This is a genomic window from Chryseobacterium sp. JJR-5R, assembly GCF_034047335.1.
In the GTDB taxonomy this organism is placed as follows: Bacteria; Bacteroidota; Bacteroidia; order Flavobacteriales; family Weeksellaceae; genus Chryseobacterium.
Map to the genome: position 1 here is coordinate 2,617,181 of NZ_CP139137.1, position 18,374 is coordinate 2,635,554.

General features: G+C 41.2%; 17 protein-coding genes. 6 read left to right on the top strand and 11 right to left on the bottom strand.

The genetic code is table 11. The features are described from left to right. Positions 1–145: 145 nt before the first annotated feature. Positions 146–493 (top strand): hypothetical protein, encoded by a 348-nt coding sequence (locus tag SD427_RS11545; RefSeq protein ID WP_320557950.1) that lies wholly within the window; start codon positions 146–148, stop codon positions 491–493. 109 nt (positions 494–602) lie between these two features. Here the strand turns inward: SD427_RS11545 and SD427_RS11550 are convergent, their stop codons facing one another. The 4 genes from SD427_RS11550 to SD427_RS11565 form a co-directional block, all read right to left on the bottom strand. Next, positions 603–1,568, bottom strand: coding sequence for a gluconolaconase (locus tag SD427_RS11550; protein WP_320557951.1), 966 nt, complete (start codon positions 1,566–1,568; stop codon positions 603–605). Between the two features lie 7 nt (positions 1,569–1,575). Next, positions 1,576–2,754: a PQQ-dependent sugar dehydrogenase gene (locus tag SD427_RS11555; protein ID WP_320557952.1), complete on the bottom strand. Its 1,179-nt coding sequence runs from the start codon at positions 2,752–2,754 to the stop codon at positions 1,576–1,578. A 69-nt stretch (positions 2,755–2,823) separates the two neighbouring features. Continuing rightward, entirely contained in the window at positions 2,824–3,390 is a 567-nt protein-coding gene (locus SD427_RS11560) for a ferritin-like domain-containing protein (RefSeq protein WP_320557953.1), read from the bottom strand. Positions 3,391–3,918: 528 nt separating this feature from the next. Continuing rightward, a complete protein-coding gene (locus SD427_RS11565) occupies positions 3,919–4,656 on the bottom strand; it encodes an SDR family oxidoreductase (protein ID WP_320557954.1) in 738 nt (245 codons plus the stop codon). A 505-nt stretch (positions 4,657–5,161) separates the two neighbouring features. Between SD427_RS11565 and SD427_RS11570 the strand changes: the two genes are divergently transcribed. The 5 genes from SD427_RS11570 (at position 5,162) to SD427_RS19085 (ending at position 9,741) form a co-directional block, all read left to right on the top strand. Then, positions 5,162–5,959 (top strand): alpha/beta hydrolase, encoded by a 798-nt coding sequence (locus tag SD427_RS11570; RefSeq protein WP_320557955.1) that lies wholly within the window; start codon positions 5,162–5,164, stop codon positions 5,957–5,959. Then, positions 5,949–7,085: a PAS domain-containing sensor histidine kinase gene (locus tag SD427_RS11575; protein WP_320557956.1), complete on the top strand. Its 1,137-nt coding sequence runs from the start codon at positions 5,949–5,951 to the stop codon at positions 7,083–7,085. Before SD427_RS11570 ends, SD427_RS11575 begins: the two co-directional genes overlap by 11 nt. 291 nt (positions 7,086–7,376) lie before the next feature. Beyond that, positions 7,377–8,981, top strand: coding sequence for an ice-binding family protein (locus SD427_RS11580; protein WP_320557958.1), 1,605 nt, complete (start codon positions 7,377–7,379; stop codon positions 8,979–8,981). Positions 8,982–9,422: 441 nt separating this feature from the next. Then, positions 9,423–9,566, top strand: coding sequence for a bacteriocin-like protein (locus SD427_RS11585; RefSeq protein ID WP_157844669.1), 144 nt, complete (start codon positions 9,423–9,425; stop codon positions 9,564–9,566). Positions 9,567–9,594: 28 nt separating this feature from the next. Then, on the top strand, positions 9,595–9,741 hold the full coding sequence (locus SD427_RS19085) for a bacteriocin-like protein (RefSeq protein ID WP_414017690.1): 147 nt from the start codon (positions 9,595–9,597) through the stop codon (positions 9,739–9,741). Positions 9,742–9,865: 124 nt separating this feature from the next. Here SD427_RS19085 and SD427_RS11590 read toward each other — a convergent pair whose 3' ends face one another. From SD427_RS11590 to SD427_RS11620, 7 genes are all read right to left on the bottom strand, one after another. Then, entirely contained in the window at positions 9,866–11,056 is a 1,191-nt protein-coding gene (locus SD427_RS11590; RefSeq protein ID WP_320557959.1) for a hypothetical protein, read from the bottom strand. Between the two features lie 40 nt (positions 11,057–11,096). Next, entirely contained in the window at positions 11,097–12,653 is a 1,557-nt protein-coding gene (locus SD427_RS11595; RefSeq protein WP_320557960.1) for a hypothetical protein, read from the bottom strand. A gap of 16 nt (positions 12,654–12,669) precedes the next feature. Further along, the gene (locus SD427_RS11600) at positions 12,670–13,935 is read right to left on the bottom strand and encodes a hypothetical protein (RefSeq protein ID WP_320557961.1); all 1,266 of its coding nucleotides are present in this window, start codon (positions 13,933–13,935) and stop codon (positions 12,670–12,672) included. Between the two features lie 20 nt (positions 13,936–13,955). Next, a complete protein-coding gene (locus tag SD427_RS11605; RefSeq protein ID WP_320557962.1) occupies positions 13,956–14,975 on the bottom strand; it encodes a hypothetical protein in 1,020 nt (339 codons plus the stop codon). A 318-nt stretch (positions 14,976–15,293) separates the two neighbouring features. Further along, on the bottom strand, positions 15,294–16,031 hold the full coding sequence (locus SD427_RS11610; protein WP_320557963.1) for a response regulator transcription factor: 738 nt from the start codon (positions 16,029–16,031) through the stop codon (positions 15,294–15,296). A gap of 3 nt (positions 16,032–16,034) precedes the next feature. Next, entirely contained in the window at positions 16,035–17,720 is a 1,686-nt protein-coding gene (locus SD427_RS11615; RefSeq protein WP_320557964.1) for an ATP-binding protein, read from the bottom strand. 61 nt (positions 17,721–17,781) lie between these two features. Then, positions 17,782–18,180: a hypothetical protein gene (locus SD427_RS11620; protein WP_320557965.1), complete on the bottom strand. Its 399-nt coding sequence runs from the start codon at positions 18,178–18,180 to the stop codon at positions 17,782–17,784. Between the last annotated feature and the right edge of the window lie 194 nt (positions 18,181–18,374).

Sequence of the window (18,374 nt, forward strand, 5' to 3'; positions counted from 1 at the left end):
AATGCTGTACCAAACTTTCTGATATAAATTGTGCCTAAAATTAAACCGATAACAAATTCATCAACATTATCAGGTTGGATAAATACTGCTTAACTTTATGGCAGTGAAATGATTTTCAATGGATCAAAGCAGATTTTAACAGATTATGGATAAAGAAACAGCAGGCTATATCATCACATATTTCAGGAACCTGATGACAGCTGATGAAGATCTGGCATTAAAATACCATCTATATACATATAAAAGTGACGGTAATGATAAATTAAGAAAAATAATGACTGACCGAGGCTGGATCAGTGAAAAACCTGAAATAAAAGAATTTCTTAAAAACGGATATGAGGAATTTGAATTAAATGTAGCCGTACGCATTATGAAAGAAACACCTGAAAAAGTTTTTCTGAATAAATGCCCGAAATGCAACGGGCTTGCAAGAACGCCTTATGCAAAGCAGTGCAGGTATTGCGCACATCGCTGGCACACACTCGCCTCTTAACAGGACTAATTATTTTCATTAAACAATAACAGATTGTTTAATCTGAAAAAATAAAAAAGGCAGAGAAAATTCCCTACCTTAATCTATTATAAAAAAATAACCTGCTTTTTTATCTTGGCAGCGGCATCAGCCGTGCATGCTGGATGGCAAATTTCCTGGAAGGGACAGAAGTACTGTCAGTCAGTTCTGAAAATTTGGCATTCATTACCCAAATCTTGTCTTTGGTTTTTGTAGCCGTAGACGGATAAGTAAAACGGTCAGCCGCCAAGGTGGATGCAGACAGTTTTGCAGAAGACCAGTTGTCTTCTGAGGTCAGCTCATAAATTTTATCGCTGCCACCGTTCTGCACCACTACAAGTTTCTGACTATCAGTAAGCAGCAATCCGTCGCCGTTAAGAAAAAACTGTTCTGTGGCTACTTTCGCCACATTTTTAGGATTACTGAGATCAATTTTATATAAGGTCCCTGTACCGCTGCTTACGGTAAGCAGATAACCGGACGGATGATAGACGATTCCGTTCAGCCCGATGCCTTTTGTTTTAAAGAGCGGACTGTCTGCAAAAACAGATGCCTTGCCGCCAGGTGTTACTTTATAAATCACGTTGGCAAAACTGTCGGTAACATAAGCATTCTGCTGGCTGTCGAAAGCAATATCATTCGCAAAATGTTCTCCCGGAACCAATCCTGCAAGATCAATATCATCCGTTTTTTTTCCTGTTGCTATGTCAATACCTACCAGGCGGGCCATTTTTTTACGCGTCTCCGGTGAAGTAAACTTGCTGTAATTGGCATCCCCGATGCAGGCAAACAGGCGTTTACCGTCCGGATGCATTCTGATGCCGTAGCTTGATTTGAATGTCGGATCGTTGATCAGGGTACTGTAAGCACCGGCAGGCGTTACTTTGCCGATACTTCCAAGTCTTGCTGAAGAAACAAAATAAGTATCCGAATTGCTGTTGTACTCAATTCCTTCAGGATAGGCTTCAGGTGCGTTAAATTCTATTCTCGCTGTAGGCTGGTCCGGAATGGCCGAAGCACATCCTACGAATAGCGCGCATACTATTATTTTTTTCATAAAGTTCTTATTTTTTTTTGATACTGTACAAAATGCCGTTTGCATCATCGGAAATATACACTGTGCCGGATGAGGCAATTGCTATCCCGGCCGGCCGGCCGAACCTTGTTTTGCCTTTAAGGAAACCTGTCAGGAAATCCTCTGCGCCTACCGGCTTGCCGTTGACAAACCTTATACGCTGTACTTTAAAGCCTACAGGCTTGCTGCGGTTCCAGGATCCGTGCCAGTTAACAAGGGCATCCCCGCTGTATGGCGAACCAGCAGGAAAAAACTGAAATCCGATCGGTGCCATATGCGCCTGGAACTCCATTACGGAAGGCTCGGTATTTTCTGCCAGCTTTTCTTTGCTGTCACCTGCCGGGTCTTCCCTGCTTTCGTCAATCTCTCTTTTTGCGTATACAAAAGGAAAGCCGTAATTTTTGTTTTCTTTGATCTGGTTCAGTTCCTCAGGCGGCCAGTCGTCTCCTTTAGCATCACCGCCGTTATCCATTGCCCAGAATTCATTGGTCTGCGGATGCCAGTCGAAACCGATGGTATTCCGGAGGCCTGATGCAAAAATGGTCCTTTTCCAGGTAGCCGGGTCAACCTGTACCATAGTGGCTGCCTCCCGGTCGCTTTCCTTACAGTCATTGCAAAGGGTTCCAATAGAAATGTACAGCTTGCCGTCCGGTCCGAAATCCATGGTCCTGTTCGGGTGCTGGCCGGCGCTCGGCATGTCCTTAAACAGCATTTCTTTACCGCTCAGTGTGCCGTCGGTATTCATTTTATACCTCCGCAATTCATTATTGTTGCAGAGGTACATCCATCCGTCTTTCATGGTAATTCCGTGAACTCCCTTGAATTCTGCCACTACGGTTCTGATATCATCAAATTTGCCGTCATTATTGGTATCTTTCAAAAGGAGAACATCTCCCGTATCACGGCGCGTAATGTATATGTTTCCGTTGGGCGTATGGTACAGCATCCTTGGCTTCCCAAGTCCTGAGGCAGCTACGGAAACCTCCCATCCTTCAGGTACTTTCAGGAGCTTTACCATTTCGGGAACAAAATCAAGATGTTCCGGATAGTTGGTGGAATGCGTAATTTTAGTAACATCTCCCGGAGGGGTACCGCGCTGTGCCGATGCACCTGAAAATGCAAGGGCGGCGACCATGGGAATAATTCTGAAAATAGTTTTACTATTCATATTTAATTTATCTTATAATTTAAATGGAAGCAGGCTGCAATATGCAGCCTGCCTCGTGTGTGATTAAATTTATTCCTGGTCCTGATCTTCGTCAGCCGCTTCAAAATTGATTGAGTTGTATGCAGATTCAGTCAGCAATGCGTCCGCTTCTTTTTCTTCCGCCAGTGTGGCTTCCAGCAGTGAGGCGATTTCTTCCTCACCAAGTGTTCTTGCAAACGCAGCCAGCGTACCGTAAGATGCTATTTCATAATGTTCTATTTTCTGTGAGGCAGAGATAATTCCCGCATCACGTACCGGGCCTTCTTCGGTTTCTTCCATAATACTCTCCCCTTCTTTAATCAGCCCCTCCATGGCATCGCACTTTTTTCCCCGGTTGGATTCCCCGAGTATTTCAAAAATCTTTTCCAGCCTCTGAACCTGGCCTTCCGTAACGGCAATGTGGTCTTCGATAGCAGCGGCAAGCTTCGGCTCGCTTGCGTTCTTAGCCATTTTAGGAAGTGCTTTCAGCAAAGCTCTTTCTGCATAGACAATATCTTTAAGTTCATCAATGAACAGTTCTTTAAGGCCTTCTGCAGCGGAAGATTTTGCAGTAACTTTACGTGCTGCTCTTCCATCCTGAGTGTCTGTCTTTTTCATATTATCTATTTAATTAAATGGTTTGTACGGCAATAGATACAAATCTGATACCTTCGGAGTCAAAGATCCTGCTTTGTGGTATTTTTTGTAGAAAATAATTCAATAAATAATATTAATATGGAGATAAAAAATCTGGAATTTCCTATATCGACTGTATTATTGAGCATGCTAAGGACACTGTAATTAAAACAGTAATAATAACAGTAATCATAATCAATAAAATAATAAACGGTTTTCAAAGGTCCTGATGCACCAATATGGGTTTTTCAAACAGAAGGTTTCACAATATCAGTATCTGATATGTATTTACCGTTAATCTTAAAGGAAGATGATCGCCCGGATTCCGCCTGAATTTACCTATGCAGTAAATCACCTGGTACAGCTTTCAGGATATATGACCATAGAATATATCATCAGCAGTAAATCAATCATCCTCAACTTAAAATTCAGTTATACCCGATTACCGCACCGCACCTGTACTGATCTGTTATTCCGTAAGCCGGAATGGGATGCAGCGCATAGCAATTTTTACCAAGGGATCTCCCCTGTCTCCGGATTGCTTTCTTCGCTGAAAAATTTTCCTGTCGGGCCGTCCGGCCTTATTAAAGCATACCTGACGATGCGCTTACCGGCTTCTTCAACCTCGCCTCCATTGTAGCCGGTAAAGTCCGTTTTCGTATACCCCGGACAGACTGCATTTATCCTGATTGCCGCATTTCGTAATTCATAAGCCAGGTGAACGGTATACATATTCATAGCGGCCTTGGATGAAGCATATACTGCATATTTCCCATAATCATATGCCGGCCATTCCGGATTGCTCTGCAATGACAGTGAACCTACACTGGTGCTTACGTTGACGATTACCGGTTCTTCAGACTGCTTCAGCAGACCGATAAATGCCTGGGTAACACGCACAACACCGTATAAATTAACATTAAACACCTCATTGTAATGCTTTACAGAGGTTTCAGCCGCATTCTGCGTGACCACTCCGCTGATCCCGGCATTATTTATAAGAACATCCAGTCTGCCCTGCTCTTTTTCAATGATATCCCGGGCTTTCATCACTGTTTCCTCCTTGGTAACATCAACCTGTATTGCCCTGATGTTTTCAAATCCTTTCTCCTGTAATTCCTTCACTGCAGCATTTCCTTTTTCAATATCCCTGCTTCCCAGATAGACGAGCAATCCTTTGTCTGACAGTTGTTTTGCCGTTTCCAGGCCGATGCCTTTATTGGCACCTGTAATTAATACTGATTTCATTTTTTTGATTTTAAATTCCTGAACAAAGCTAGGACTTACGGATATGGGAATATTTACCATTTGGTAAAAAGTTCAACGATATGATCTTATTCCGATTCATAGTCAGAAGGATCAGAACTCGCCTGGAAGCTATGTAACACCCAAGCCATAATAAATTAATGTCAAATAAGATTCGGCAGAGCAGAAAAAATTTAAGATCAATTTTAATTTCATTCCTGCAGATCATGGCAATCCTGCAGAGTCTTACGTTTCTTTGATAGATCAGCAGAAATTACTCTGTAAGATCTATTTAAACTGACTTTTGGTATGTCACCAAACTGTTTTTCCATACAAAATATTATGAGTACCTGTTTTATGTCAAGATAAAAATGATGAATGTTTAAAAATACAACAAATTATTAGTAAGACTACCTAATTATTATGGATTAAGTACTGTTTGTGAATTTATTATGACAGAGCACGTTCCTCAGTAATAATGAACTATATTTGTAAAAAGCAGCCTTTTATGAGTATACTTAAGAGAAACCATGTCATGGTAAGCGGGACCGGTGATACTGTAATAATGTTTGCCCATGGTTTCGGCTGTGACCAGAATATGTGGCGGTATGTTTACCCTGCTTTCGAGAGCAGTTACAGGACAGTTCTTTTTGATCATGTAGGGGCAGGAAATTCAGATATTTCAGCCTATTCTTTTAAAAAATACAATAATCTTGAAGGCTATGCTGAAGATATTGTGGAAATTGCCCGCGAACTGGATATTAAAAACGGTATTTTTGTAGGGCATTCCGTAAGTGCTGTCATGGGACTTATGGCAGCGGATATAGCACCGGATATTTTTAAAACACTGATTCTGGTCAGCCCCTCGCCTTCGTATATCAATCAGGACGGCTATACCGGCGGGTTCAGCAGATCGGAAATCAATGAGCTGCTGGAATCAATGGACAATAACCACCTGGGCTGGTCAATGTCAATTGCACCGGTCATTATGGGAAACCCGGACAGAAAAGAACTTGGGGAAGAACTCACAAACAGCTTCTGTAAGACTGATCCTGAAATTGCCAGGCAGTTTGCCCGAACCACTTTTCTTACCGACAAACGCCATATCCTGCCGCAGACTGACATTCCCGTTCTAATCCTGCAGTGCAGCAATGATGTAATTGCACCGGAAGAAGTGGGCTGTTATATGCATGAACACATACCTGACAGTACGCTGGTTATCATGGATGCTACCGGACACTGCCCGAATTTGAGCGCTCCTGAAGAAACCGTTTCAGCAATAAAAAATTATTTATATGAACAATAAACTTCCTCTCCCTCCTTCTGCCGAAGATTTTGAAGATTTTTTCGAGTCCTCGCTGTGTGGCTTTGTCATAACAGACAGGGAAGGGAAAATTGCGAGGATCAACAGGCGGGCAGCCGGCTGGCTCAATACGGTACCTGAAGAATTATCGGGGAAACGCTTTTCTGATATCCTGGCTGTGGGTGGTAAAATTTATTTTGAAACGCATCTTTGGCCCTTATTGCGGATGCAGGGGTATTTTGATGAGGTTGCCCTTGAACTGGCAGATTCAGGGAACGGAAAAATGCCTGTTTATATAAACGGCTATGAAAGGAAAGATGATAATGATCAGCCACTCTTTATCCGATTTACAGTTTTCCGTGCGTCAGACCGCCGTCTGTACGAAGAAAACCTGCAGACTGCCAAACAGCTTGCGGAAGCCAATCTGGAAATGGAACAGCAGAATGCCCTGATCCGTGAACAGTTTATTGCCGTTCTGGGACATGACCTCCGGAACCCGCTCGGCGGCGTTATGAGCGCAGCACAACTGGTGGCAAGATCCGATTTGGGGGCGCGTGAAGAAAAACTCGTCAAATTAATCCAGACAGGATCAAAAAGGATGCATAATATGATTAACGACATCATGGATCTGGCACGCGGGCGGCTTGGCGGCGGCTTTCCTGTCAGCCCGGTTGAAACAGACCTTGAACAGTTGCTTAACCAGGTGAGTGATGAATTAAAAGTGGTATGGCCGGAAAGAAGCATCGAATCGGATTTCAATATCACGCAGAAGGTCATATGCGATCCCGGACGTTTATCCCAAATGGCCTCCAACCTGCTGGCCAATGCCATCATCCATGGTTCACCTGTCACCCCTATACTTATACAGGCTGCGGTAACGGAAGATATATGGGAAATTTCTGTAACCAATCAGGGAAAGCCGGTCCCGAAAGAAGCATTGCCGCATCTTTTCCATCCGTTCCGCCGGGAAGGTAAACAGAAGAGCCAGAACGGATTGGGCCTGGGACTGTATATTGCTTCTGAAATAGCGAAGGCTCACAACGGCACATTAACGGTGACGTCAAACGAACAGCAGACCTGTTTTACGTTCCGTGCCCATCTTCTGGAAATGGCAATGCCTTATAAATAAGCTGTGCCTTGTATTCGGAGAATGGAATTTACCTTTTACCTTAAATAATCTATTAAAGATTGTACGTGCGCAAACCCAGTTCCTGAAGCTCTGGCTTCATCCATTGACTCTTCATGCTTTATCATTGTTTTATTCATTATATTTTTCTTAATTAAATAATTAAAATATTTATTATATTTTAATAATAAATTAATTTCATTATTAAAAATGCAAAAATAAAAATTTTATGGTATGATTTTAGCATAATACACTCAAGTTGGAATAATTAATTTTCAGCTTTATATTAAAACAATGAGAAAATTTTTACATCTGGTAGCCCTGGTTACCTTTATGTGCTTTAATTCACATGCGATGGGTCAGGCACCCGTACTTGGTGCAGTATCGAATTTCGCACTTTTTTCAACAAACGGAGCCGTCAGCAATACAGGACTCTCTCACCTCACCGGAAATGTCGGCACAAACAATGGGGCCAGTACTAACTTTGGAAACGTTGACGGTGTCATGCATGATGCCGACGGTTCTGCAGCCAGCGCAGCGGCGGATTTAACCATTGCCTACAACCAGCTAAATGCGGCTATTCCCAATTTCTTTCCTGCACCGCTTTTAGGGAACGGACAGACACTGACTGCAGGAACATATGCCATCGGGCAGAGTGCTGCTTTAAATAACAATCTGATCCTCGACGGAGGCGGAAATGCGAATTCAGTCTTTATTTTTAAAATCCAGGGTGCATTCTCCTCTGCCGCAGGCGCACAGGTACAGCTTACCAACGGAGCATTGGCCTGCAACGTATTCTGGAAGATAGAAGGCCTTGTAGATCTTGCAGCCAATACCGCAATGAAAGGGACGGTAATTGCAAACAATGCCGCCATAGTCCTTAACAGCGGAGTATCACTTGAAGGGCGGGCCCTTTCAACAACAGGTGCAATAACGGTATCAGGCGTCACGGTAACGAGGCCGCTTGGATGTGGATCTCCGGTCCTGACAGGACCTGCCAAACCGGTTTTAAATACCATAGCCTGCTATACCGTGTTCACAGGAAACGGAACAGTTACCAATACCGGGATTTCTTTTGTAACGGGAGACATCGGTTCAAATGCAGGGCTTACCACCGGATTTGATGCCAACAATGTAACAGGTACCATCCATTCAAGCCCTGATACCTCTACGGCAGCAGGTGCCGCAGACCTTAACAATGTCTATACGTATCTCAATACGCTTCCTACGGATATTGAATTGCTTTATCCGGCCGCATTCGGGCAGAACCTTGTGCTTACCCCGCATACGTACCTGATGAATGCCGCTACCGTTCTTAACGGAACAGTAATTTTAAATGCCCAGAATAACCCGGATGCCGTATTTGTAATTAAAATTAACGGAGCTTTATCAACCAGTACATATGCTTCTGTAGTATTACAGAACGGCGCACAGGCAAAAAATGTTTTCTGGAAGGTAGACGGAGCCATCAACCTTAATGATTATTCCAGCTTTAAGGGAACAGTGGTCGGTAATAACGGTGCAGTTAACCTGAATACTGGAACCGTGATCGAAGGACGTATCCTGAGTACGAGCGGCGCTGTTGCCACCTCCGGTATCAATGCACAGATGACCGCCGGATGTACATCTACACTGGGCACCGTTTCCGCCCATGCTAAAGATTACGTTGCCAAGGTCTATCCGAATCCATTTTCATCAGTCCTGCATATCGTCTTAGATGATGCGGAAACGAAATCAGACCTTATAATTTTTAATGCTGCAGGATCAAGAGTCTTAGAAACCCATCTGACAAGCAAGACCAATATCCTGGATATGAACCTTCCTGCCGGCATCTATTTTTATCAGATAAAAGGCAAAACAGGTATACAGCAAAGTGGTAAACTTATTTCGAAACCATAGTATAGTATATTAAAATCCAGACCATATTACAAAACCTGCCATTCGGCAGGTTTTTTTTGTGAAATTAATTTTTTTGAAAATTTTGCTAAAGTGGTTATCCCTTATATTTATTGTAAACTCTTCCAAGAATATACCTTCTTGCTGAATAAGACAGAATCCTAAAACATCGATCTTCTGAACATGAAAGGCATTACAAAAATCTTTTTACTTTTAGTACGTCAACTTTTAATTGATTGAAAGACAGACCCTGCTGCTGTAAAGAGACAATAACTGGAATGGACTAAATTTTTCAAATATCCAAAACACTGTTCAACCCTCTGGCCATGCAGCCTAAAGCAAATTCAAAAGCACACAACCCATTGATAATAAAATATTTATCAGAATAGTCAGCTTTAATCGGTGAAAAATTATTAATTTCGGAGAGAACCAAATCCTATTGTTATGAAAAATTTAAAAAAAGTCAACAGACAGGAAATGAAAGCCATCAAGGGAGGTATTAACTGCCCGGGCGGCCAGCTGTGTTTAATTAAAGGAAAATGGCAATGCATGCCTTATGACGGATGCGGCGGCGGAAACCAGCCTTGATTTTAAGTTTAACCAATCATTTATTATTATGAAAAATTTAAAAAAAGTTTCAAGAGACCATTTGAAGCATATCAATGGTGGCGCATTAAGCTGCTCCCAGGCATGCTGTCCGCCTCCGGGAATCAAAAGATGCCCGTGGATAATCTGTGTAGCTCCTTGTGATCTATTGAGTTAGATCAGGAAAATACACATTGTTCAAAAACAAAACCTGTAAAATCGATGATTTTACAGGTTTTGTTTTTATCGTCTTAATTATTAAATAACTGCCAGTTCAGAGGATCTAAATTTTCTTACAGAAGCTACTCATACTCCAGAGGACTCAGCAGCTTGTTGTCAGTCCTCCCTGCCAGCTCACTATCGTGGGCAACATACTGCATTACGCTGGGATGATCCATCGCTTCCCGGTTTGCATCATCGGGATTGGTAAAAACATAGTTCAGCGTAGACGGCTGAAGTACACTGTGCTTACTCTTGCCATCACTGAGAGGGACACTCTGCATAAAATGCGTTTCTTTCTGTGCTCCGCTGCTCTGGGGATGCAAAGCACTACCATCCGGGAGATACCCACCCATAGAAGGTGATGAATACTTATCCATAGGTGAAGAATAATTAGTGTCTCCGAAATAACTTGTTACCACAACCGGGCTTGCAGATTTCCCCTGTTCTGCAGCATAATTAACAAACGATTGATGTGTACTGTTATTTTTCGTTACAGTTCCTATAAATTCATTAGGTATATGAACCGCTAGCGACCTGTACTTTGTTCCATCTTCAGTAGTATAATTTATACCGAGTGCATTAATTGTTTTACCGTTCAGATGCGTTACTGATTCTTCTGAAACGCTGTAAACTTTCATCATATCATCCCTGATATATACACTCATACTTTGCTTGTTATCTGAACTTCCTTTGGCATTTCTTCCCTGTACGTATTTTACACGTGTATACGGAACATCAACATCCTTCGTATCAACCTTAGTCTTGATGGACAAAGACGGCATTTCCTGCTTCCCTTCAATTACGGCAATGACATGCGGATTTGTCTTATTTTCCAGCAATGCCTGAACCTGGGCCTGGAAATCTGTACCCAAAACAGTTTTTGACTGCAGGGAGAGCATTTTTTTAACATCCGTACTGCTTACCCCTTTTCTTGATTTTGCAGTGGCAAGATCTAAAGTATCCGCGTTCATTTTAGATTTCCACTCTCTTGCAAAACTTTCGAAAGCTTCCCTGGAAAAAACAGCCATTACACTGTAATCTTTCATACTCTCCTTTTTCAAACCGGTATTTACAGTTAACCTGTCAGAAATCGATAAACGGTTTCCATCCGGCCCTATACTATTTGACCGCTTTAATCTGGGCTTCGGTTTGCTCCGGAGCGTTTCAGAAATATGGCTGTTGTTTTCTTCAGATAATTTCACCCTTTTTCTCGGGTTCGAAATTTCTAAATCTTCATCGCTGTCATATTCTCTAGCCCTTTTAAGTCCCATAACTTTATCTATTTATGATAGATTCACCAATTGGTTAAGGTTATCCTTCTACAGATAAAGCCAGTAAGACATATTGGCAAGCAACTGAATTATCCTGGGGTTTTACCGTAATGGTAATTTCATTCCATCCCAATACTAAATAATCATGGAAATTGGCAGACTTCAAATCAAAATTTCTAAGATCAAGCTGGCTGACATTATTCAGGGATCCCTGCCCCTCAGTGTCAGTTACGTTAATAGTGGTCTGATTGCCGTTTATCAGGCAGGACAACATAATATCCCCGCTGTTATTACCTTTCCAGTGTTTTAAAATGAAAGAGTACTGTGTGTTAATATCTGCTACTTTAAACGCTATATTCAGTGTTGCGCCGGCCCCTTGATATTTAACCGGAAAATCTGCATTCATTGTCGTAGAGAACCCTGAGCCTGTCACCAACAGGTCATTTCCTCTGGAACGTATCTTGAATACGGTTGACGGCGTACTTGGGCTGATATCAAAAAGATTGCTTTGAAAACCTATCCCCGTAGTCTGATTATCAGATAACGGAACAAGCGCATACCCGCTTAGCTGAAGCGGAGTGCTTTGCTTCATAACATTTTGGTAAGCGCCGGTGACAGAAGCAATCAGTTTTGCCTGTCCCCCTCCTGCAGGAGCTGTCATTGAATGGGATGCTTGTGTTACACTGACATCATGTTGAAATGTAAGGGTTTCAGCAGCCGTTAAATTCTCAGGAAACGTAATCAGCCATTCCGAAGCCATTGTAAAATCCAGTCCGAAAAGAGACAGATCACTGGGCGGCAAAAGGATATTGCTTTCGGAACTTTGACTGTCGGAGCCGTAATACAGCAGATTAGCCACAACACTTTGAGGCAACAGAATATCTGAACCGGATGCTGTTTCATTATACTCAAAAATACTCCACGGGTACGTTTGCCCCCAATTCCACTGGATGAATTCACCGATAAAAGAGCCATCGGAATTGTTAAAATTCTGTATTGATGAGTATGCGGACCAGTCTTTTACACTCATCTCATTTCCTGATGCAGACTGCCGGCTCGTAGCACCGGAATTTGAGACGCCTGACGACCTGGACGTCCCATTCTCCCAACTGTGAGAATAATTTATGCCTACGCTTGCCACAGGGCCGTCTACAAACCATCCGGCCGATAAATCAACACCGAAGGTATTCACATTTGATGAGCTGGAACCGGATGATGTCTGATTGGTTTGAGAGCTGGAACTTCCTGTAGAGATATTAGTGCTCTGCTCAACATTTGCATTGATCGTTTTCGGAAATATTCTTTTGAGTACGATCTCTGCCCCCGTCTGGCTTACTGCCGTTACACCAGACTGAATATTAATCAATACAGGATAGTTGTTAAATCCTGCAGCCTGGTAATTTTCTTTCGGGCTCCAGTTTATACCGCTTACCAATATGCGGTGCTTCACTGTTACGGAATATGTATTTGCACAATTTAAATTTTTTGTATCAAGTACTTTTAATATATTATAAGTAACGAGATCCAGTCCGATTTTGTTTCCTGAATTGTCTAATATATCGTAAATTTCTTCTTTGGTAAAAAAATTGTTAGTCATGATAATTTATTTTCATTTATTTACGTTCATAAATATGTATTTTGGGCGCCTCTCTTGTCCTGCCGTCAGCACCGGCAAATCCCTGGTGTCCGTTTTTTCCGTTTTGCACTTCTGCAGAGCCCTCATTTTCATAAAGATCACCATGCAGGCCTGCATAGCCTCCTTTTCCTCCGGCACCTCCTTTTCCACCGTTACCGCCTGACGAACAAGAAGTTACTGCCTGAAAAAAATATGCACTCTGAAAAGGGAGCGATAAAAAAATATCGCAGGACATTCCTCCGCTGCCTCCTCTTCCGCCGTTGCCTCCGTTTCCGCCGTTTCCGCCGGATCCTCCTGCAAAGCCTTTTGCAATACCGAATGGCGTTGATAATCCGTCAGCACCGTTGCCGCCATTACCGCCGTTACCGCCTTGAGACCCGTCGGATCCCGGAAAACCGGTTCCGGCACAGGCTTTTAAATGGATGCTGTTTGCCTTAAAACCTGAGAATCTGCCAAATCTGAGGTCTGATAAGAAAAGCATGGCGCCATTTCTGCCGTTACCGCCTTTTAATCCGTTTCGGCCATCGGTTCCGTCAGATCCATGATGAGATTCGCCTCCATCAATAACCCGCAGGCCCAGTGGCGTGGATTCAACATTTAAGCAAAATCCATCAGCGCCGTTTACTCCGTTTATTTCAGGCTTCAGCGCTTCATCTACGGGTCTTAAGCGTGGAAAACTCAACTGCTGTATGAAATCGGAAGTACCTAATTCTATTATTGCATATCCGCCGTTCAGATCATGGGCAACCGCTTCTTCACAATTCAGGATAAACACATTTCCGTTTACTACCAGCCTGCTTTGGCGGCTGAGAATTAACCGTTTTACCGTAAGGTGCAGATAGATCTCTGAATCTCCGGTATCCCATGGAAATTCACCGGGATGCGCAGTCAAGTCAACTGTCTCACCTGGAGGAATGAATAATTCTTCTATCCGCATTACTTTTACTGAAACAGGAAAATGATTTTTATGAGCATCTGAATCCACATCAGGAAAAATCCCGTTCCCAAAAATATACGCTTCCGCTCTGTCATGTTCACCGATACCCAGTTTCGAGCGGGGTGACTTAAGTAATGCATCGAAATACATCTTATCCCGCCATGTACGCTCTTCCGAAGTTATCGGGCCAAAAAACTGTTTGGTTTCTTTTACAGTCGGGATAAGAATATATTCGAAATCAATATTGGAATTAAACGCCTTCTGCTCAGGATCTGTATTCATAAGATTATCAACATAATTCTTCATAGCACAGGCCTTGAAAGCGATTAAGAATTGGTAACAACCGTAATCTGCGGCATACTTCCGTTGGAACCGCCGGCACCTTTACCACCCAATGGGCCTGTAGATCCTTTAGCACCATTGCTGCCATAGTGCCCGTGTTTTGTTCCTGAGCCGCCTGAGCCTCCTGAGCCGCCTGAACCTCCCTGGCCGCCTTCTCCCGGCTGTCCTGCACTTCCTGAAACAGCATTTACAGACAGGTAACCTTTATCCGCTTTTGTAGCCAGGGTAATTGTCATAGTTTGATTGTTACTGCTTCCGTTTCCGGCATTGCCCCCTTTTCCGCCCGTTCCGCCGGTCCCGCCGTTTCCGCCGTTTCCGCCGTTATTATAACATGTACATCCGGTACTTGTTGCATTCCCGCCATTTCCGCCGGTTCCACCGGATCCGCCTGTTCCTCCTGTTCCGCCATTGCCACCGTTGCCACCTTGTGCAAGAACGGTGAAAAGCGTAGAACCGTTAAGTTGAATAGATCCTAATGTAAAATTTGAAACAGGTGTTGCTCCCCCGTTTTGTCCGTCTGTTCCATCATTCCCCGGATCACCGGTTTTACCGTCTGTTCCTGCCTGGGCATCATCACAACTTTTGGATTGTCCGTCCGTACCATTGGCACCCATACCTCCGGTCGCTCCGTTTCCGCCAACCTTGCCAGCAGATCCGCTTACAAGGATCTGATAATTGTTTTTGCTGCTTGGGGTGGTCAGCGTAGTGGTAGTGGTATTAATCGTCAGCTGAACATAAGAAGTTATACTTCCGCCATTGAACTCTAAATTTTTACAGTTAATTATTTGCGGAATTCCAGAGTAGACAAAATCCTGATCTACCACAAAGGTATCTGTTTCAGTAAATTCAGCATAAAAAGGCAGAAAATCAGTAAGTTTTTGATTTCCTGGCAAACTGTCATTTAATTTCTTAAAATCCTCTTCCTTAAAATAATTTAAGCATTCTGCTTCTGTACTGAGTTTAATAATTCTGCCATTCTCATTTTGGGCAGTAAATTTTTCCATTGTTTCCATAATTATTAATATTTGAATTATATAAATTTTTTATTTTCTTCGGTTTCTCTGTTATTTCAGAAACTGCTATAAGGCAACTATGAAAATACCGGGAGTGGTGTATAACCTACATAAACCTTTATCTGTCAGCAGATAAAAAGGTAACGATAAGAATATCATGCTCCTGTATTAATCTGAAATAAAAGTATAGGAATATCGATGACATCTTGGTTACAATGTCACCGGACAAAAAATTTCTGACATGAAAATTGAAAACAATGGTATAAGATTTAAATAAAACACACAAGTGTGTTTTATTTAAAATCCTTTTTACAGTATCGTATAGGTATTTAGAAAGTCCTTGTATTTATTACCGAGGGTTATGACATGATTCCCTTCCATAATAATCGTATTTTCCGATAATATAATTTCAAGAATCTTATTGGAATTGGCAATGTAGTTCCGGTGGGTACGTACGAATTTATGAGAATCCAACAAAGGCATAATTTTGGTCAGCGAAATCTGAATAACAAATTTTTCAGTTGTTGTAACTATATTACAGTATCTTTCTTCTACCTCTATGTACACAATATCTTCAAATAAAACCTTCCCGAGACTTTTTCCTTTTTTAATAAATACAGAGTCGCCGGCCAGAATAGGAACCTGCTGTGTACTGCTTTCCTGATCTTTTGTATAGAACTTTTCCACCGCTATTTCCAAGGCATATAAAATCTCAAGTTCATTAAAGGGTTTCAGCAGATAACTGAATGGTTTTGTGATCTTGGCCTTTTCAAAAATCCGGCGGTCAGACGAGTTGGTAAGAAAGACAAAAGGCTTCGCTGTTTCGGGATTCATATTAATGGTCTGTGCAAGGTTGATACCTTCGGGATAACCATCTATGAAAATATCCAAAACCAGAATATCCACAGCCTGATTGTAAAAACACCGAAGCGCCTGCTCATAGCCGGAGGCAGTAACCACATTATAATTATTGGCAGTTAAAATCTCTGAGAGAAGAAGGCTGTCTTCTTCAGAATCTTCAACGATCAGTACATTTATCTTTTTCATATTTTATATCTTTAACAAGGAAAATGTAATCTGTGTTCCTTTATATTTTTCTGATTTTATATCCAGAGATCCTGAATTTTTCTCAGTCATCAGTTTACACAGCTGAAGGCCGAGCCCTGTGGATCTTCTGCCATCCTGCTGGTTGATTGTCTTATCAGGACTGTTCAAAACTTCATCTATTGTTTCGCTGGTCATTCCCACACCTGTATCTTCAACAGTTACGGTATACCTGCCGTCAGGGATTTCGGTTTCATAAATACTTACTTTTCCTCCTGATTCCGTGTATTTAATAGCATTGTCCAGAAGATTCCTTAAAATTATCTTCAAAGATTCCTGATCTGCATAAACTTTTGTGCGTTCGGATACGGTATTTTCAAACAAAATATTTTTTTCGGCCATCAGTACTTTATAATTATAGGATACCTGCTGTATAATCTGAAAAATACTGATGGCTTCTCTGTGGAAATACAACTGGCCTGTCTGCATGAGTGCCCAGTGCAGGAGATTATTCAGCAATCCGTGGGTTGAATCCACTATGGAAGAACTGGTTCTTATCTGTTCATTTAACTGTTCAAAATTCCGGGCTCCTGCGGTGATCAACATAGCCGAGTGCATTCTCTTTACTGAATTAATATACGATCGCAGATCATGGCTGATCACAGAGAAAAGCATATCTTTTGTTGTGTTGGATTCATCCAGCTTTAATTTTTGCTTTAAAATCACCTTATTTATTTTGGACTTATCAATATAAAGATATGTTCCCCCTGTTAATAAGATAAAAAGTAAGACTGCGATGTATAATATCCTGTTTTTCTCAAATGTCTTTACTTTATTCGCCGCTTTTAATATGTTAACTTCATTTTGTTTATCTTTTATAACTAATTGTTTCTCAAGCTGGGCAGTATTCCATATTGCAGTCTGGTTATTCAGAGAATCATTCCATATTTCATACTCTTTTCTGTATTTTAGAGATGTTATATAATTCTTTCTGTTTTCCTCAACAACAGCCATGTTAAAAGCTGCATTTTTCTTAATAAGATAATTTTTTGTATTTTTTGAAAGCAGATATGCCTTATTGTAATATGCAATGGCTTCTTTATCCATATACTGTTCATAATAAAGTCCGCCAATATCCATATAAGATCCAATGATCATTGCTGTGTCTTTATTTTGTCTGTGCAGCTTCAAACCCTCCAAAAGAAATTGTCTGGCATTTTTAAATTCGCCTAAATGAAGGTAACATACCCCTAAATTATGGATGATGCGGCTTTCGTCTATTCCCGATTTCTTAAACTGATCGTTGTTAATAATTTTCTGATAGTATTTTACTGCCTTATGGAAATTATTCTGCTCAAGAGCAATATCTCCAAGTAAACCCACTGTTTTGGAATAGCCTATAAAGCTAACGGGAATATTCTTCAATTCAATTTCAGCTTCCTTAAACATTCTTTTTTGCATAAAAGCTATACCTCTGAAATAATGACATAAATATTTTACATCAGAATTTAAATTGGTCCGTTCGAGCTGTCTTGTAGAATAGATCAGTGATGAATCATTTTGCTTCTTCAGGAAAAAAACAGCTGCTTTGTAAAAATCAGTATTCTCTGAAAATTCATGGGCCATTTTTTTAATATGAAAATCAATTTTATTCTGCGCTTTTGTCTGAAAAAAGGCAATAACAAAAACCATCAATAACCTATTAACCAAATTATTGACATTGCATTTTATGTTATGCATTGGAAATGCGCGATTAAACGTTATGTTGCACAGTAGTTACTGTCCCACGCGATAAGGTAGGATCATCATCCTTTAAGTAAACAATTATTTCGTTATAATTATTTTCTGCATTGATATTGCTGATCATGAAATCCAGCCGGTAATTTCTGAATATTTTTACCGAATTGGGCTTACTGTCTTTACTATACTCAATAAAAAAAAGAAATTCATTTTCTGAATCCTGAATGATCCTGATATTATCCTGGCTGATGCTTACTTCTGCATTAATGAAGATATTTGCACTGACTGCAATATGGTCTTGGTTATGATATGAAGATTGTACAAGCGGCATCAGTGGGTTGATTCCCAGATTATTTTTAAATTCAATAATATTTCCGGATGTAAATTCAAATGGTATTAGTTTGATATTCATAAAACGTTATTGGTTGTCTGCAATTTACAAAAAATAGCAGATCAATAAAATTATTTATAAATATGAATATGTTAAAATGTAAGCATTATTAAAAATTATAAGGAAAAGAAATAATAAATACCATTGAAAGTATAATTTTCCCTGCAGCAGAACAGGCAGGTAACAAAGAACGCTCAATCCGGTTTTTTTGACAA

What these genes read in the sequence shown, in the direction of transcription:
- SD427_RS11545 (WP_320557950.1), top strand. Translation starts at nt 146, where the DNA reads ATGGATAAAGAAACAGCAGGCTATATCATCACATATTTCAGGAACCTG.
- SD427_RS11550 (WP_320557951.1), bottom strand. Translation starts at nt 1,568, where the DNA reads ATGAAAAAAATAATAGTATGCGCGCTATTCGTAGGATGTGCTTCGGCC.
- SD427_RS11555 (WP_320557952.1), bottom strand. Translation starts at nt 2,754, where the DNA reads ATGAATAGTAAAACTATTTTCAGAATTATTCCCATGGTCGCCGCCCTT.
- SD427_RS11560 (WP_320557953.1), bottom strand. Translation starts at nt 3,390, where the DNA reads ATGAAAAAGACAGACACTCAGGATGGAAGAGCAGCACGTAAAGTTACT.
- SD427_RS11565 (WP_320557954.1), bottom strand. Translation starts at nt 4,656, where the DNA reads ATGAAATCAGTATTAATTACAGGTGCCAATAAAGGCATCGGCCTGGAA.
- SD427_RS11570 (WP_320557955.1), top strand. Translation starts at nt 5,162, where the DNA reads ATGAGTATACTTAAGAGAAACCATGTCATGGTAAGCGGGACCGGTGAT.
- SD427_RS11575 (WP_320557956.1), top strand. Translation starts at nt 5,949, where the DNA reads ATGAACAATAAACTTCCTCTCCCTCCTTCTGCCGAAGATTTTGAAGAT.
- SD427_RS11580 (WP_320557958.1), top strand. Translation starts at nt 7,377, where the DNA reads ATGAGAAAATTTTTACATCTGGTAGCCCTGGTTACCTTTATGTGCTTT.
- SD427_RS11585 (WP_157844669.1), top strand. Translation starts at nt 9,423, where the DNA reads ATGAAAAATTTAAAAAAAGTCAACAGACAGGAAATGAAAGCCATCAAG.
- SD427_RS19085 (WP_414017690.1), top strand. Translation starts at nt 9,595, where the DNA reads ATGAAAAATTTAAAAAAAGTTTCAAGAGACCATTTGAAGCATATCAAT.
- SD427_RS11590 (WP_320557959.1), bottom strand. Translation starts at nt 11,056, where the DNA reads ATGGGACTTAAAAGGGCTAGAGAATATGACAGCGATGAAGATTTAGAA.
- SD427_RS11595 (WP_320557960.1), bottom strand. Translation starts at nt 12,653, where the DNA reads ATGACTAACAATTTTTTTACCAAAGAAGAAATTTACGATATATTAGAC.
- SD427_RS11600 (WP_320557961.1), bottom strand. Translation starts at nt 13,935, where the DNA reads ATGAAGAATTATGTTGATAATCTTATGAATACAGATCCTGAGCAGAAG.
- SD427_RS11605 (WP_320557962.1), bottom strand. Translation starts at nt 14,975, where the DNA reads ATGGAAAAATTTACTGCCCAAAATGAGAATGGCAGAATTATTAAACTC.
- SD427_RS11610 (WP_320557963.1), bottom strand. Translation starts at nt 16,031, where the DNA reads ATGAAAAAGATAAATGTACTGATCGTTGAAGATTCTGAAGAAGACAGC.
- SD427_RS11615 (WP_320557964.1), bottom strand. Translation starts at nt 17,720, where the DNA reads ATGGTTTTTGTTATTGCCTTTTTTCAGACAAAAGCGCAGAATAAAATT.
- SD427_RS11620 (WP_320557965.1), bottom strand. Translation starts at nt 18,180, where the DNA reads ATGAATATCAAACTAATACCATTTGAATTTACATCCGGAAATATTATT.